Here is a 16,366-nt window from a genome sequence, read left to right on the forward strand (position 1 = left end):
AAGTAATCTTATCGGGGGAAGGGAGTAAGATAAAGCTTTTTTCTTTCCCCTGCTCCCCTATGTATTCTCTAGCTAGGTTCATCCAATAGGATGAATTGTCATTTTCACCACTAAGTAACAATAAAGAGGTTAAGTAGAGGATGAAAATATGTCATCTGCTCAAGCGCCCTCGCTAGTACCGCTGATTCCGCGCGAAATTCTGTTTGGGAATCCCGAAAAAACCAGCCCACAACTCTCACCTGATGGCAAGTACTTGGCATATATTGCCCCCGATGAGAAAAATGTCTTGCAGGTTTGGTTGCGAACTGTAGGACAACAAGACGACCAGATACTAACTGCCGACAAAAAGCGCGGTATCCGCATTTTCTTCTGGACTTATAACGCTGACCAGTTGATTTATATGCAGGACTCAGATGGCGACGAGAACTTTCACCTCCACTTGGTTAATATTCACTCCAAGATTGTGCGTGACTTAACGCCATTCCAGGGTGTAAAAGCTGAACTCGTGGAACTGGAACCGAAATTTCCAGAGCAAATGCTGGTAGCGTTGAACTTAAACAATCCCCAAAAGTTTGACGTTTACCGCATCAACCTAAAAAATGGTGCTGTGGAGTTCGACACTGATAACCCCGGTAACATTATCAGTTGGACATCTGATGCCGATTTCCAAGTACGTGCAGCCACAGCTAGTACACCTGATGGTGGTTACGACCTCTTATTACAAAAAACGCCAGATAAACAGTGGGAAATTCTCCGCCACTGGGGGCCAGAGGAGGAAGGGAATTCTATTAGCTTCTCGGCTGATGGTAAAACCCTTTATATTCAAGGGAATCACGATGCTAACGCCAAACGTCTGCTATCTGTTGACCTAGACACCCGTCAAGAAACTGTCATTGCTGAAGACCAACAGTATGATGTTGTGGGGATAATCATTCAGCCCCTGACGCGAGTTATCCAAGCAGTTTCTTTCTACAAAGATAAACAGGAATGGCAAGTAATTGACCAGAGTATCGCCGCTGATTTTGAGGAAATCGCCAAGGTGCGTCCTGGAGAATTCTCTATAATTAGCCGTGACTTAGAAGATAAAACCTGGTTAGTAGCTTATAGAACTGACAATGGGCCAGTTTACTACTATGCCTACAACCGAGACTCCAAAACTAGCACTTTCCTTTTTAGCAACCAACCCAAACTCGAAGCGTTGCAATTGGCATCAATGCAACCGATTTCTTACCAAGCGCGGGATGGCTTGACTATCCACAGTTACCTGACAACTCCTGTAGGAATACTTACCCAGAATCTACCAACAGTACTGCTGGTTCACGGCGGCCCTTGGGCGCGGGATATTTGGGGTTTCTCTCCCACAGCGCAATGGCTAGCTAACCGGGGTTATGCTGTTCTGCAAGTTAACTTTCGCGGTTCCACGGGCTACGGCAAAGCATTTTTGAATGCTGGTAATCGGGAATGGGGTGGCACAATGCACAACGACTTGATTGACAGCGTGAACTGGCTGGTAGAAGAAGGCATTTCTGATCCGGAAAAGATTGCGATTATGGGCGGTTCTTATGGAGGTTACGCCACCCTAGCGGGGTTGACTTTTACACCCGAAATCTTTGCTGCTGGTGTGGATATTGTGGGGCCAAGTAACTTGATTACCCTAATAGAAACTATACCGCCTTATTGGGAACCGATCAAAGCAATGCTTTATCATCGCGTTGGTAATTTAGAGAAAGAAGAGGAGTTTCTCAAATCGCGATCGCCTTTATTTTTCGCTGACCGAATTCAAAAACCTTTACTCATCGGTCAAGGTGCAAACGATCCACGGGTGAAACAATCAGAAAGCGATCAAATTGTCAACGCAATGCAACAGGCTGGTTTACCAGTGCAATATGTACTTTATACAGATGAAGGACATGGTTTTGCCAGACCAGAAAATCGCTTGCACTTTTTTGCGATCGCTGAAGAGTTTCTCGCCAAATACATAGGTGGCAGATTTGAACCTTTGGCAGATATCCCAGGTCATTCAGGAATAGTTAAATAAAATTTCACGCATGGTGGTTAGTGTAATTCATTAACCACCTTAATATTTTTAATTCAGTAAGCATAGATTCATGGAAACTATTTTATCCATTTTCGCCAATCAACATTTGACTCTTCACAAGGGTTGTAGATATTTGGATCGCCTGTAACAAGAACTTTGGCAATCATTTGCATTGACTTAGCATCACTCGGTTGAAAATGCCTATCAGCTTGATAATTACATCCGAAAACATCTGGATGATGCCAATTGTCTAGTTGGATGACTTGTAATAAATCATTCGACGCAATTAACTGTAGCTCTTTTTCAGTAGCTAACATTTTAGTGCGGTACTCAGGTAGTAGATGAACGAGGAGATCAAAACCAAAATTGTGATGTCGTTGGATTGATTGGGTATCTAAGGTCAAAGGTTCGCCACGAATTGTCAAATGTATTGCATTTGTATGCTTCCAGTCGTCCTCATTCTCAATTTCTACCGGGAATAAAGTCTCAACCAGTCCATTTTCTAAGTCTGAACGATTGCTGAAAGCATAGATTGCTAATACAGGTTGGATGCCTGCAAGACTATACCAACTTACGAGTTCCTCGAATACAATAATCCAGTGAGAATCACTGCGAAAGCCTGTCAATCGAGCAGATACCATGTGAAGATTGATGTTATCGAAACCTGGAAAGTCAAGATTTCTATGAGCTTTATCTAAACACTTTAGGATTTGATCAACGGTGTAAGTTACCATACAGCACCTAAAAACAAACCATCAAATTCAATGGGATTTTAGCAAAAGTAAATGTGGGGTTAGTCCTCATAATTATTTGATTTCACAAAGCTTAAGTATTGCTTTCTCCAGGGTTGAGTACTTGCTCTGCGGTTAACTGTAATTCTGGGAAGATAGTAGAAGCGATCGCAGAGAATTTTCTTGCCAAATACTTAGGTGGGAGATTTGAACCTACTCTGATGCTCAGACTCTTCTTTTTGCAAGAGAAAATCGAGATAATCTTGTAATTGCAACAGCCTCGCTCCCGATAGCTGGCGTAACTTAGCTAAAATCATTTCTTCTTGCTGCCACTGGACAATGGGTATAATTTGAGATGCTGGTACTTCGATCGTTACATTGGGCAGATCAAAACCTTCCAGACTATACCCGTCCTCTTCCCCTTCAGGCATGGGGTAATGTTCCACAATTGTTGCAACACTCCCTCGCTTCAGGTTGTATTCTGGTAAGTCCTGCGTTAAGGCAACTTGGGAGAATAGGGGGTACTGTATCTTCATGAGTTGGCTCCTTGATCTGGCACTAAGGTGACAAATTTGGTTGTATCGTTTGCAACTATCCAAATGGTTAATATATTGAGTTCAACGCCATTAATCCCTCGCATACACGCACGAATGACATACTTTTCACCATAGCGAGTTGTTTCGATCGCCTCGGCAGGTTGCGTTAAAACTTGAGCGCGTAGATCCCTTTCCAGTTGTTGCCAATTGTCTAGTGTGTACCCAGCCCTAGCCAGAAATTTAGATTTATCGTCTTTGGGCAATGGCACAAGCAGATACTTGGTTAGCTTTTCTTCTGCAATTATTGTATCCTGCGGTAAAAAGGCCATCGGCTCATGGCATGAATTTTGAGTAGGAATTATTAACTACCTTTTACTGTTTGAGATGACGAAAGTTTGAAAAGCGATCGCACTTCTCAAATCATTTCGTCTGTCTTCCTTTATCCAGCGTTGAGTACTTGCTCTGTGGTTAGCTGTAATTCTGGAAAAATATTAAAACCACAGATAATTCATGAGTGTTTATCTGTGGTTCCATTTTCATCAAATTGACTTTTGCAAGAGATTTAATAAACGCTTGATTATTTAAAGCGATCGCTTCCCTAAAATTGCTGCAAAAACCGCAAATCGCTAGCATACAAACGACGAATATCATCGATTTGATGTAACACCATTGCAAAGCGTTCTACACCAAAACCGGCAGCAAACCCTGTATAAATTTCTGGGTCATAACCCACAGACTTAAGTACATTTGGATCGACCATACCGCAGCCCATCACCTCCAGCCAGCGCCCATTCCACTGCAAATCCACCTCAGCAGAAGGTTCGGTAAACGGGAAATAACTGGCGCGGAAGCGAATTGGTAACTCGCCAAATATTGCTTGTAAAAATACCTTAATTGTGCCCTTGAGGTCTGTAAAAGTTAGTCCCTCATCAATGGCTAAAAGTTCTATTTGATGGAAAACTGCTGAGTGAGTCGCGTCTACATTATCTCGCCGATAGACTCGCCCTGGAGCCACAACCCGAATCGGTGGTTCCTCTCTTTCCATGTAACGAATTTGCACTGATGAAGTATGAGTCCGTAAAAGATTACCATCTGGGAGGTAGAAGGTATCCTGCATATCACGGGCGGGGTGGTCAGGCGGGGTATTCAGAGCCTCGAAATTGTAGTAATCTGTTTCCATCTCTGGCCCTTGAGCCACGGTGTAGCCCATGCCGACAAAGATATCCAGCGCCCGGTCGATAATACCATTGAGGGGATGAATGCGACCTTGGGGACTGTAAATTCCCGGCATAGTTACATCCAGAGTTTCCGCCTCTAGCAAAGCTTGAATTTGCGCGGCTTCCAAGGCGGCGCGTTGCTGGTCTAGACTAGTTTGCAAGGATTCTTTGACTGTATTGGCGATCGCTCCAATTTTCGGTCGTTCCTCTGCACTCATTTGCCCCATACTTCGCAACAGTGCGCCCAGTTCCCCTTTCTTACCCAGATAGTTAACTCTGAGTTCCTCCAGACGTTCTAGGGTATCAGCGGCTGCGATCGCTTTTTCTCCTTCTTGCCGCAGTGCTAAAAGTTGAGCTTCTAAATTGCTAGTCATTAGTTATTAGTCATTGGTCATTAGTCATTAGTCTATAGTCAAAAGCTGTGAACTGCTCGATAAATAAACTTCCAGCTATGCCATTAACATCAGCTAAAGGTGAGGATCGAAACCAAACTTCTGTTTATCAGTTAGAGACGATTGGGCTAGTACCGCAAGGCGGAAGTCATGCATTCAAAAGTCAAAAGTCAAAATGAATACAGCGTAAGTGTTTCGTTGATTTGGAATGAGTTGTTTATTTCCGCCGCGCTGTACTAGTACAGCGAGCGCATAAATCCAGCTAACATCTCAATTAACTAGACAAGATACCAGACAAGTTGCTCAGAGCAACTTGTTAAAGGTAGGCAAACTGACGCCACAGTGTACTAGTGAGTATAGATGTTTTTTTGCTGCCTGTGACCTCCGACATTGACAAATGGCTAATAACAAATAACAAATAACTAATGACCAATGACCAATGACTATGAAATTACTAATTAGCAACGATGACGGTATTTCTGCCTTGGGTATCCGTACCCTAGCCAACTACTTGGCAGAGGCAGGTCATGATGTTAGTGTAGTTTGCCCAGATCGAGAGCGATCGGCAACTGGACATGGCTTAACTCTACACCAACCAATTCGCGCCGAAATTGTTGAAGAGATTTTTCATCCCGCTGTCAAAGCTTGGGCTTGCGATGGTACACCTTCAGATTGCGTCAAATTGGCGCTGTGGGCTTTGCTAGATACTCCGCCTGATTTGGTTCTCTCTGGCATTAATCAAGGTGGGAATTTAGGAACTGAAATTTTGTATTCCGGCACTGTTTCGGCGGCAATGGAAGGTCTAATTGAAGGCATTCCCAGTGTAGCGCTAAGTCTTATTAGTCACACATCTAAAGACTTTCAACCTGCTGCTAAGTTTGCCAAAATTCTCGTAGACCAGTTAGCCCAAAAACCGCTGCCAGATTTGATGCTACTCAATGTCAATATTCCTGCTGTTAAGTGGGAAGAAATTGCCGGAGTTACTCTTACCCGTCAAGGGGTGCGGCGTTACATTGATGTATTTGATAAACGAGTTGATCCTCGTGGAAAAACGTACTACTGGTTAACCGGAGAGGTAATTGAGGAAGTAGAACCTCCAACCGGATTAAATCTGCCTCAAAATGTACCTACAGACGTGTACGTTGTACGTAAAAACTATATCAGTATTACCCCGTTACAATATAATCTTACTTACGTAACTGGACTAGATAAATTGTCTGAGTTGGAATTCAAGTTTTCGTGAATCATTTGATTAATCAGGATAAAACTGGGGTTATTCAAATGCATCACAGAAAAATGTAGGCTATAACGTAGGGGCGCTCTTGAAATAACTGATACACATCCATCCCAAAAAATTGAGAATTTTAGTTGAGAGTATTTTATCCACATTTACACAATTAGCCAGAAACAGGGTATGCTGTTTTACCAAGAAATCCTTCCTCTATCAAAATCGGTGAGACAGCATAAACTTAGACAAAATAAGTAGCAATTTTTCATTTATCGCCCGCTCAGTCCAGCAAGCAACACCCATGTCTAGGATAGAGAACCAGTTTACCGTACAATTTTGGGGCGTTCGCGGCAGCATCCCCAGTCCAGGGCCACACACCGTTCGTTACGGCGGTAATACCCCTTGCATATCAATGCAAGCGGGCGATAAACGCTTAATTTTCGATGCTGGCACAGGACTACATGTTTTGGGGCAATCTTTGTTGTGCCAAATGCCGTTAGAAGCTCATATATTTTTTACCCACTCTCACTGGGATCACATGCAGGGTTTTCCCTTCTTTACCCCAGGATTTGTAAAGGGGAATAACTTTCATATCTACGGCGCGATCGCTCCTGATGGCTCTACCATAGAACAGCGCCTCAATGACCAGATGTTGCACCCGAACTTTCCTGTACCCTTGCAGATTATGCAAGCCAATTTAAATTTTTACGACATTCGACCGGGGCAACCAATACACATGGATGACGTTACTGTAGAAACAGCACCTTTAAACCATCCAGGTGAAGCCGTAGGATACCGCGTCAACTGGCATGGTGGTGCTGCTGCTTATATTACCGATACCGAACATTTTCCCGACCGACTCGATGACAATGTGTTGTGGCTAGCTCGTAATGCTGACATTCTGATTTACGATTCTACCTATACAGACGAAGAATACCATAGCCCAAAAACTCCAAAAATTGGCTGGGGACATTCTACCTGGCAAGAAGCAGTAAAAGTGGCACAAGCTGCTAACGTCAAAACTCTGGCGATTTACCACCACGACCCCGCGCACAATGACGACTTTTTAGATCATGTAGGGAAACAAGCATCTGCGGAATTTCCTGGGGCTATGATGGCACGGGAAGGAATGGTACTCCAGGTTCCCACCTCAGTTTCTTTATCAGAATCTTTTCCTGTTAGTAAGTTTTCTACCTAAAGATTGCGATCGGAGGAATTGGAGATTTTAGATTAGATTGGTGATCAGAAGCTTTCAGCGCGAGAGCGTACTTGTTGGCTGCACGGTGAGACAGCGCTGCCCAGAGTTGTCACGCCGACCACAGAATAGGAGCGACAACAGGAGGACACACTTTATAGATTCACCAACACAGCCCAGATACCCACAGACGCTCTCTCTTGCGGCTGATGGGAGGGTAAAACCTTGTTGCAGTCTCAACACGAAACTAGAGCCTTTTTAGCTCTCGTATTTGAGGTTATCTGGACTTAGCAATTAGCTGTCAACCAATTTTGGATTTTGGACTTCGACTGAGCGTAGCCGAAGGATTTTAGATTTTGTGAAGCAGCACGGTAAACTAGGCGCGAACAAGTCGGGAAACCGCAAGGGCGCACTGCTTTCTTTATGCCTCTTAACCCGTCCACCGCAGTGGCTCCCCATGAGCGACTGCACCAAGCCGTTCGCGCAGCGTCTCCCCTTGGGAGAAGGGATTAAAAGAAACCAATGTCTTCTTTGCGAGAGGCTTTGCGAACGTAGCAAAACGAAGTCTGGTTGGCTCTGATAGCGCAGCGTTAGCGTTAGCGAAGCGGTAGCGATAGCGCAGCGTTAGCGAGGAACGAGCGTCGGAACGAGCGTCCGTAGGAGCGTCAGATTTTAAATTGAGGATTTTGGATTTGTTTTGCCCTAACATGGCGGGGCATGAACCAAAAAATCTAAAATCTAAAATCTAAAATTCGTAGTTAAGCTAATCGCACAAGAAACCATCTTGGGTGACTTGCCGTGGCTTAGGCTTTTGGCTGATAGTTAAAAGGAGTGACATTAACACCCTGGCTGATAGCATAAGACCTCATGGGCAGTTGGTGGAAGTTCAGACCGTCTACAAAAGCTGTCCTCCTCAAGGCGGTTTACCATAAGGTAGCTTCCTGCTGATAGCTAAAATAAACCTAAAATCTCAGAATCCACGTGCTAAATTTGTCTAAAAATGGGTGTTCTATGTGGGTTGCTTCTTCGAGCGAAGGGCTGCTAATGCCTACTGCTGTTGCCCTTGGCAAGTTTGATGGTGTTCATCTTGGTCATCAAAGGGTAATTCAACCAGTCTTGCACGCTGGTGGTCACTCGTCAGTAGCCACTAGTCCGCAGTCAAAGGAAAATCAACAACTAACAACTGACAACGGGCAATTGACAAATAAAGAATATACTTACTCAACAGTTGTCACCTTTGACCCCCATCCACAAGAGTTTTTTACGGGGCAACTCCGGACTTTGTTAACACCACTGGATGAAAAAGTCCAACAATTGCGATCGCTTGGGGTAGAACAACTGGTACTACTACCCTTTGACAAAGAATTATCTGCCTTGACACCCGAAGAATTCGTACAAAGAATTCTCGTGCAACAACTGCGATGCCAGCAAATTAGTATAGGGGAAGATTTTTGTTTTGGCGAAAAGCGTAGTGGTACTGCCAAGGATTTGCAATTAATCGCCGCCAAGCACAATATCCCCGTTACCATTGTTCCCTTACAAACTTATACAGGTGACTCGCCCACCCAAAGTAATTGCGTCACTACTACTCCGACTCAGAATGCCCGCATTAGCACTTCATTGATCCGCCAAACCCTTGAGCACGGCGACATCGAAAACGCAAATCTTCTACTAGGACGCCCCTACACTCTCATTGGTGTTGTCGTTCAAGGTCAACAATTAGGCAGAACCATTGGCTTTCCCACTGCCAACCTCCAACTACCAAAAGAAAAGTTCTTGCCCCACCAAGGAGTTTACGCTGTCCGCGTTTTCACTCTCAGTGAAACATCAGATGCTACTCCTAGTAAGAGCTTAGGCATAATGAATCTCGGTAACCGCCCAACTGTAAACGGTACTTATTCATCTGCAGAAGTACATTTATTCGATTGGTCTGGTGATTTATATGGTAAAAAACTGGCTGTGCAACTAGTTAAATTTTTGCGCCCTGAACAAAAATTTTCTTCTTTAGAAGCTCTGAAAACACAAATTCAACTTGACTGCATTGTTGCTAAAGAAGTTTTGAGTGCTGGGGCGCAAAGTTAAAAGTTAGGAGACGCGATTAATCGCGTCTGTACAGGAGTTAGGAGCAGACGCGATTAATCGCGTCTGTACAGGAGTTAGGAGTTAGGAGTGGGAACAATGTATTTAGGGAAATTGGGCATTGGAAATAATCCAATTCCCAGTCCCCAGTCCCCATTACCCATTCCCTATTCCCCACTCCCCGCACTGCATGAGAGAAAAAATTGACGTTTTAACACAAAATCTGGCTCTTACCATCGTTGGTAAAACTGAGGCAATACGCTTGGTGCTAGTCGCCCTGCTAGGTGGTGGTCATGCCCTCTTAGAAGATGTCCCTGGCGTTGGTAAAACCCTGCTCGCTAAATCCCTAGCTCGTTCTCTGGATGGCAAGTTTCAACGGCTACAATGTACCCCTGATTTATTGCCAACTGATATCACTGGCACCAACATCTGGAACCCAAAAAGCGGTGAATTTACTTTTCTTCCTGGGCCAGTCTTTGCGAATATCCTCCTAACTGACGAAATCAACCGTGCTACACCCCGCACTCAGTCAGCTTTACTGGAAGTCATGGAAGAGCATCAGGTAACAGTCGATGGTGTCTCTCGTGCAGTTCCCCAGCCCTTCTTTGTTATTGCCACTCAAAACCCTATCGAGTATCAAGGTACTTTTCCCCTGCCGGAAGCGCAAATGGATCGGTTTATGTTGTCGCTGAGTTTGGGCTATCCTTCTGAGGCAGAAGAACTCCAGATGCTGCAAAATCTGCAAAATGGTGTAAAAGTTACTGATTTGCAGCCTTGTATTACCTTGGCAGAAGTACAGGAATTGCGTTACTTCTGCTCTCAAGTAAAAGTGGCAACCTCCTTGCAACAGTACATCCTTGAATTGGTGCGGGCAACACGCCAAGATGAGGAAATAGCCCTTGGTGTCAGTCCGCGTGGCACATTAGCATTACAACGGGCTGCCCAAGCGCTAGCTTTTCTATTAGGGCGTGATTATGCCATTCCCGACGATGTGAAATTTCTCGTCCCTCACGTTCTTTGCCATCGCCTCATCCCTAGAGGAGGACGCAACGCGAGAACTGTTGTTGAGCGGTTATTGCGATCGGTTTCTATTCCTTAAGACCTGAGTTCGACGTGAGAAAAAGTCTCTTAAACAGGTAGAAACGGGAGCAATGCTCCAAAGTTAGATCAGGTTTTAATTCTCAGTTATATAGCTATATTATCAATAAAAATAGCTATTTGGCTGCGATGCCTGCGGTGGTTACTGAGCGGCTGGTGAATGCACTTGTACTGAGCGCGAAGTAGTCGAACCATGCCGTACCCCTACGGGGATCTTGCTAGCAAGAGCGTCTCGTAGAGAAGTGTGGGCTATTCGGCGTCGCACTATTAAATAGGTGATTTATACCCCTAATTATTTAGCACCTGACTTTGGAGCACTGCTCTCGGCAGAAACTGAGTTTTATTCAGTGCGGGTTAGATGACAACGATCGCCAAGGTTTCATCTCTTAAGAAATGTGTCTCTTGTAGTGAATCTAAAGCGTAGAGAGTGCATCTGGGGTTTCCCTAACTAGAGCAACTGGCGTTGGGCACTGCACATAACCTAAAAATAAGGGTTTGAGCGCACGGTAGGCAGTGCCCACCCGACAAAAATTGCCTAAAAATTTAGGGATTGTGACACTAAGTTAGTTTTATTACCCATAATAAAAAGAGTAACTCTTGAGCAATTTCTTAGTGTACTCTACTAGAGAATCATAACTATATTCTTGAATATGACTACGCAAACACTATCTGTACCAAAACTTTATCAAGGTCAGTTTGGGGAATTTACAATTACTCAGAGCGATCGCACTGGTGTAATTATCTATCGGGCTGGGTTATTAGTAGCAGCACTGAGCTTTGCCATAGGCAGTGCTTTAGTTTTGCTCAACAATAACCCGACTGTTTTTACCGCACTTACACCTCTATATGCTTGTTTTAGTCTCGCTCTTGGTGTAAGTTTATTTACCATTCATATTTACATGGCATCACTGCACCGAATGTTGCAAGTTTTTTGGGCGATCGGTAGTATAGCATCAGTGATTCTGGCAATCTCTAGTAGTGAACCTTTGGCTCTCACTATTTACAATCAGCCTGTTACCTTATTTGGAGTTGGTTTTATCTTCGTTGCTTTGACAGGTATTTATTTTAAAGAGGCTTTTTGCTTCAATCGCCTGGAAACCAAAGTATTAACCCTAACAGTACCGCTACTGTTGTTAGGACATTTGGTGGGAATTCTACCAACTCAGGGGGAAAATGTTTTATTAGGAATTTGGGCGACGTTGTTTTTGGTGTTTGCGCTGCGAAAGACAGTGCAAGCAATTCCTGCTGATATTGGAGATAAGTCTGTATTTACTTACTTGAAAGAACAACGTTTAGCTAAAGTTTAATGCAGACAAAAAATCGTCGGCGTCAAAAATTTCAAAAAATCAAACTAATAAAACGCCAAGAAATGTGGACACTTACGGCTCAGGGGTGGGCGATTGCGATCGCTTTGATTGCTTATTTAATATTTTTCACTATTACTCATGTACACTCATTTCTCGCCGTGACTTCCCCTATGAAATCAGCAGAAGTATTAGTCGTTGAAGGATGGCTGCCTGATTACGCAATAGAAGAAGCTTTGACTGAATTTAAAACCGGTTCTTATCGTCTAGTAATTACCACGGGAGGCACAATAGAAAAAGGAAATTATCTTAGTGAATACAAGAACTTTGCAGAAGTGTCAGCCGCCACCTTCAAGAAACTCGGTTTAGAATCAGACAAGGTGGTAGCTGTTCCGACACCTGTGGTAATTAAGGATCGTAGTTATGCATCTGCTCTCGAATTTAAGCGCTGGCTATCTAATTCAAATTTACAGCTACAATCAATTAATATTTTTTCCTTAGATGTTCACACCCGTAGGAGTTGGTTGTTGTTCAAAAAACTACTTAACCCTAATATTAAAGTTGGTGCGATTGCTGCCAAAACACAAGATTATGATCCAAACGAATGGTGGGGTTATAGCCAAGGCGTGCGGACAATTCTTGATGAAGGGATCGCTTATATTTATGCGCGGTTTTTGAATTGGAAAGCCTAAAAGTGATAATTAGTAATTCGTAATTTGTAATTTTTATTTACGAATTACGAATTACTAAATTATGTTGGATAAAACGTAACTTTGGTGGGGTGGTGTAATTTTATCTGGGCAATTTGACGGACATCATATTACTTTTGCAAGATTTGTAATAATGCTTGTCGATAAATTTTTAGACCCTCTGCATTCAGATGGTCACCATCGCTCGTCAAATTCTCTTTAAGAACATTATTTTCATACAATGGTGCTAGTCCTGCTGCTGCAACTGGTACTTTTTCTGTTTCAGAAACTTGATTAATTAGAACATTAATTTGTTCAACTCTAGAAAGTGGGGCTGCTACAGTTGGATCTAAGCTTGCTGCAACTGTTGAATAAAAAGCCGGAATCAGAAAAATCTCTTTAGTTTCCATTGTGCGGATAAGTGCGATCGCCTCTTGCAAATTTTTGCTAAATAACTCATCACTAATTCCATACCAAGCATCATTTCCACCTATGGCAATAATCGCCTTTTCGCATTTAAGCTTGGTAGGAATTAAACTTTTTAGTTGTTCCAGTAATGAGATTGTACTCAGACCATTTAACCCAAAATTAAAAGTACCATTCCCAAGAGTATTACCAAGTTCAGCCGAAATAGAATCACCAAATAAGCAACCTGAGAACTGTTTACCTTGGGCGGCGAGTATCTGATATTGCAGTGCAATTTGCCCTAACGGTGAAGAACTTACATTGTCCTTTGGTGGTGCATTAGCAGAACCAGAAGATGAATTTGCCATGCTGAGTAGCTTGGAAATTTTTGACACGTCAAAGACTAGTTGATTACTGGGATAGGCTTCTAGAAAGCTGGTTATTCCTAAACCTTCTGGTGATTTTGCTCCTAAGATAATAGCAGCTCGTAGGGCTTGTATACTGCCTTGATCACGACGGGCGATCGGGGAGCGTGTCGGAAAGACAGTTGCTTGGGAAGCAAAAGATAAAATTTGCTTGCCTATTCCTGTATTTATCAGCTTATCTAAAGCCGCAATATCAAGAGACATTTTCACCTGAAGAGCATCTTGGAACTTCTGTTTATCCTTAGCGCTGAGGTAACCTAAGAAAGATTGTAAATCGCCAGAAACCTTTTGGGTCTCGGCATACTTGCGTATATCTGCCACCGGGAGTGATTGCTCAAACAATCCGTACCTGGCAACAATCTTTTCGGCGGCCAAACTCGGCAACAAACCAAAGCCACTATGCAGCAGTAAAAATATTAAGCACCCAGATAGGCATATTAAAAGACGATAGAAATATTTCATCACAGAAGATAGTGGAATAGTCAACAGTTAATAGTCAATGGTCAAGAGTCAAGAGTCAAGAGCCAAGAGTCAATATTTAATAGTCAAAGGCTGAACTTCCACCCTCAAAGGCTGAACTTTCACCCTCAAAGGTTCAACTTCCATGTTTTAAGAAACTTCCCCATCTTCCCCACTCCCTTTTTATATCAACAGCTAAACCTAATTTGGGAATACTCAATCAAGTAGGCGTGAGGATAGAACCGTGGTAGAGGAAGGTGCATATTGGCTAGCTTGGACGCAAATTTCTGGAATTGGCCCGGTATTACTGCGACGGTTGCAACAGCATTTTGGCACGTTGGCAATAGCTTGGAACGCTACCAAGGTACAGTTAGGAGAGGTAGAGGGTTTTGGTTTTCAAACACTAGAAAAAGTAGTACAACAGCGATCGCGTTTGCACCCAGAACAACTATTCACCAAGCACCAGCAGGAAAATTCTCATTTCTGGACACCAGCAGATGCAGATTATCCCCGCTTACTGCTGGAAACTCCGAGTCCACCGCCGATTTTATACTATCGCGGTGAAGTCGAACTCCAAGAAAATCTTGCACAAAAACCGATGGTTGGAATTGTCGGAACACGCCAACCCTCAGAATACGGCATTCGTTGGACTCGCCAAATTAGTACAGCTTTGGCTAAAAATGGCTTTACAGTTGTTTCTGGTATGGCAGAGGGAATTGACACAGAAAGCCACATCGCCGCCATGAAAGCAGGTGGACGCACGATAGCAGTTTTGGGAACTGGTGTAGATGTCATCTATCCACATAAAAATCGGGATTTGTACAAGCAAATTTTGACGGCTGGGTTAGTCGTGAGTGAGTACCCCACGAAAACCCCACCCGATCGCACGCACTTTCCCCGCCGCAACCGAATTATTGCAGGTTTAAGCCGCGCCATCCTGGTAATGGAAGCCCCGTTAAAATCTGGTGCTTTAATAACAGCTACCTACGCAAATGAATTTGGTAGAGATGTCTATGCACTGCCTGGGAGACTGGATGATCATCCATCCCAAGGGTGTTTAAAGTTACTGAATCAGGGAGCAACTTTCATTCTCAAAGAACTAGATGAACTGTTAACAATGTTAGGAGCGATACCACAAATTGATGGGATCGAGGCTTCCACAGCACCAGAACAGTTAATACCAACTTTGTCGCCAGAATTGCAAACGGTAATGGATGCACTCGCTAGTGGTGCTTTACCCTTCGATTTTATTGTCCAACAAACCGGCATGGCTGCTGGCTCAGTTTCCGGTGCCTTATTAGAGTTGGAACTTATGGGTTTAATTTCGCAGCTACCAGGAATGCGGTATCAAAAAAGTTAAGAGTTAAAGGAGAACAGCAGAATTGAGCTTTTTAATTTTGGGCGTTGTATAAATGCGGGATGAATAGGGGGTTGAAACCATTGACAATTCGTTCCAAATTGGGCGAAATCATCCCATAATTCAGCAACGCCTAATTTTATTTTTAACGATTTAACCCTGAGATTTATGGGATTAGCCAAGTTTTTGTAATAGCATAGCTTGTATTGATTGACTGATAAAGCTTCTAGAGATTCCCCTCCCGGAGAGTGACACAACAGGGGTAAGTACTATCACTGGATTCATCCTGAACGATCGTTAAACCCAAAGCTTTATAAGCAGTTAACATCTTATTGGATACTGTTGGTGCAGTTACCAGATAAGTTAGTGCATGAATCGACTCGACTACATAAGGAGCAGCTGTATCTAACTTCTCTGCTGTCGCTAATCCAACTACTTCCGCTGCTCCAGCAATCATTGCTCGTTTAACATAGGCTTCTTCTAAATTTGGCACGCTAATACCAACTTCTGGATGCAGACTACATACGCCCAACATGCACAAATCTGCACGAATCATCCGTAATGCCTCAATTGTAGCTGCACCGACGTTTACCAAAGCTTTTTTGTAGAGTTGTCCGCCCAACATCACAACTTGAATGTGAGGATGCTCTGCTAACGCAATGGCAATTGGAGGACTATTTGTAACGATTGTCGCTTGTAAATCCAAGGGTAAATGATGGGCTACTTGGAGAGTTGTCGTACCGCCATTTAAAATTACTACTTGCCCGGTACAAATCAATTTTGCAGCCGCACGAGCGATCGCTTCTTTCTCTTTTGGTGCTTGTTTTTGCCGATCTGCATAACTGGCGATCGCCGGAGAAGCCAAAAGCGCTCCTCCATGAACGCGCTGCAAAAAACCAGATTCGGCTAATTCCCGCAAATCCCGACGAATCGTATCCTCGGAAACCTTTAGCACAGCACTAAGTTCCGATGACAGCACTTTTTTATCACGACGCAGAATTTCTAAGATGAATTGTCGTCGCTCTGCCGTTAGCATAGAAGATTTTTCTGGAATTTGCATATTTGCCCTTGAAATTGCACGTTTGTGAGTTTATACTTATAGCTATGCGGATTGTTGCATATTTTTCCTTGGGTTCAAATAAATTCAAGCATATTCGTGCATTAGGAGAGTTCAACAATTTTAGCCGATCTCTCGTAGTAACGGAAGCCTCTA

At 43.5% G+C, this 16,366-nt stretch carries 14 protein-coding genes; 8 read left to right on the plus strand and 6 right to left on the minus strand.

Going from position 1 to position 16,366, the window contains the following annotated elements; genetic code table 11:
* Positions 1–148 precede the first annotated feature (148 nt).
* Complete coding sequence (locus V7K40_RS25080) at positions 149–2,038, plus strand: S9 family peptidase (protein ID WP_334964525.1); 1,890 nt, start codon at positions 149–151, stop codon at positions 2,036–2,038.
* 77 nt (positions 2,039–2,115) lie between these two features.
* Here the strand turns inward: V7K40_RS25080 and V7K40_RS25085 are convergent, their stop codons facing one another.
* The 4 genes from V7K40_RS25085 to pheS all read right to left on the minus strand — a co-directional run bounded on the left by V7K40_RS25085 (position 2,116) and on the right by pheS (position 4,896).
* A complete protein-coding gene (locus V7K40_RS25085) occupies positions 2,116–2,772 on the minus strand; it encodes a hypothetical protein (RefSeq protein WP_334964527.1) in 657 nt (218 codons plus the stop codon).
* A gap of 191 nt (positions 2,773–2,963) precedes the next feature.
* Positions 2,964–3,305: a DUF4926 domain-containing protein gene (locus tag V7K40_RS25090; RefSeq protein ID WP_334964529.1), complete on the minus strand. Its 342-nt coding sequence runs from the start codon at positions 3,303–3,305 to the stop codon at positions 2,964–2,966.
* Positions 3,302–3,634, minus strand: a complete 333-nt coding sequence (locus V7K40_RS25095) for a DUF6883 domain-containing protein (protein ID WP_334964531.1) — start codon at positions 3,632–3,634, stop codon at positions 3,302–3,304. The genes V7K40_RS25090 and V7K40_RS25095 overlap by 4 nt, the downstream gene beginning before the upstream one ends.
* Before the next feature lie 269 nt (positions 3,635–3,903).
* A complete protein-coding gene (gene pheS, locus V7K40_RS25100) occupies positions 3,904–4,896 on the minus strand; it encodes a phenylalanine--tRNA ligase subunit alpha (RefSeq protein ID WP_298906140.1) in 993 nt (330 codons plus the stop codon).
* A 463-nt stretch (positions 4,897–5,359) separates the two neighbouring features.
* Between pheS and surE the strand changes: the two genes are divergently transcribed.
* The 6 genes from surE (at position 5,360) to V7K40_RS25130 (ending at position 12,510) form a co-directional block, all read left to right on the plus strand.
* On the plus strand, positions 5,360–6,157 hold the full coding sequence (gene surE, locus V7K40_RS25105) for a 5'/3'-nucleotidase SurE (protein WP_334964534.1): 798 nt from the start codon (positions 5,360–5,362) through the stop codon (positions 6,155–6,157).
* Between the two features lie 286 nt (positions 6,158–6,443).
* Positions 6,444–7,340: an MBL fold metallo-hydrolase gene (locus V7K40_RS25110; RefSeq protein WP_334964536.1), complete on the plus strand. Its 897-nt coding sequence runs from the start codon at positions 6,444–6,446 to the stop codon at positions 7,338–7,340.
* A 978-nt stretch (positions 7,341–8,318) separates the two neighbouring features.
* On the plus strand, positions 8,319–9,419 hold the full coding sequence (locus tag V7K40_RS25115; RefSeq protein WP_334964538.1) for a bifunctional riboflavin kinase/FAD synthetase: 1,101 nt from the start codon (positions 8,319–8,321) through the stop codon (positions 9,417–9,419).
* Between the two features lie 187 nt (positions 9,420–9,606).
* Positions 9,607–10,515 carry a MoxR family ATPase gene (locus tag V7K40_RS25120; RefSeq protein ID WP_334964628.1) on the plus strand — a complete coding sequence of 303 codons (909 nt, stop codon included), beginning with the start codon at positions 9,607–9,609 and terminating at the stop codon, positions 10,513–10,515.
* Between the two features lie 649 nt (positions 10,516–11,164).
* Positions 11,165–11,821: a DUF2301 domain-containing membrane protein gene (locus V7K40_RS25125; RefSeq protein WP_334964540.1), complete on the plus strand. Its 657-nt coding sequence runs from the start codon at positions 11,165–11,167 to the stop codon at positions 11,819–11,821.
* Positions 11,821–12,510 (plus strand): YdcF family protein, encoded by a 690-nt coding sequence (locus tag V7K40_RS25130; protein WP_334964542.1) that lies wholly within the window; start codon positions 11,821–11,823, stop codon positions 12,508–12,510. The genes V7K40_RS25125 and V7K40_RS25130 overlap by 1 nt, the downstream gene beginning before the upstream one ends.
* Before the next feature lie 128 nt (positions 12,511–12,638).
* Here V7K40_RS25130 and V7K40_RS25135 read toward each other — a convergent pair whose 3' ends face one another.
* Positions 12,639–13,823 (minus strand): alpha/beta hydrolase, encoded by a 1,185-nt coding sequence (locus V7K40_RS25135; RefSeq protein ID WP_334964543.1) that lies wholly within the window; start codon positions 13,821–13,823, stop codon positions 12,639–12,641.
* A gap of 217 nt (positions 13,824–14,040) precedes the next feature.
* On the opposite strand from V7K40_RS25135, the gene dprA reads away from it, so the two are divergent.
* Positions 14,041–15,156 carry a DNA-processing protein DprA gene (dprA, locus tag V7K40_RS25140; protein ID WP_334964545.1) on the plus strand — a complete coding sequence of 372 codons (1,116 nt, stop codon included), beginning with the start codon at positions 14,041–14,043 and terminating at the stop codon, positions 15,154–15,156.
* A gap of 223 nt (positions 15,157–15,379) precedes the next feature.
* Here the strand turns inward: dprA and V7K40_RS25145 are convergent, their stop codons facing one another.
* A complete protein-coding gene (locus V7K40_RS25145; protein ID WP_334964547.1) occupies positions 15,380–16,213 on the minus strand; it encodes a DeoR/GlpR family DNA-binding transcription regulator in 834 nt (277 codons plus the stop codon).
* Positions 16,214–16,366 lie beyond the last annotated feature (153 nt).

It is taken from the genome of Nostoc sp., assembly GCF_036917195.1.
GTDB lineage: Bacteria > Cyanobacteriota > Cyanobacteriia > Cyanobacteriales > Nostocaceae > Nostoc.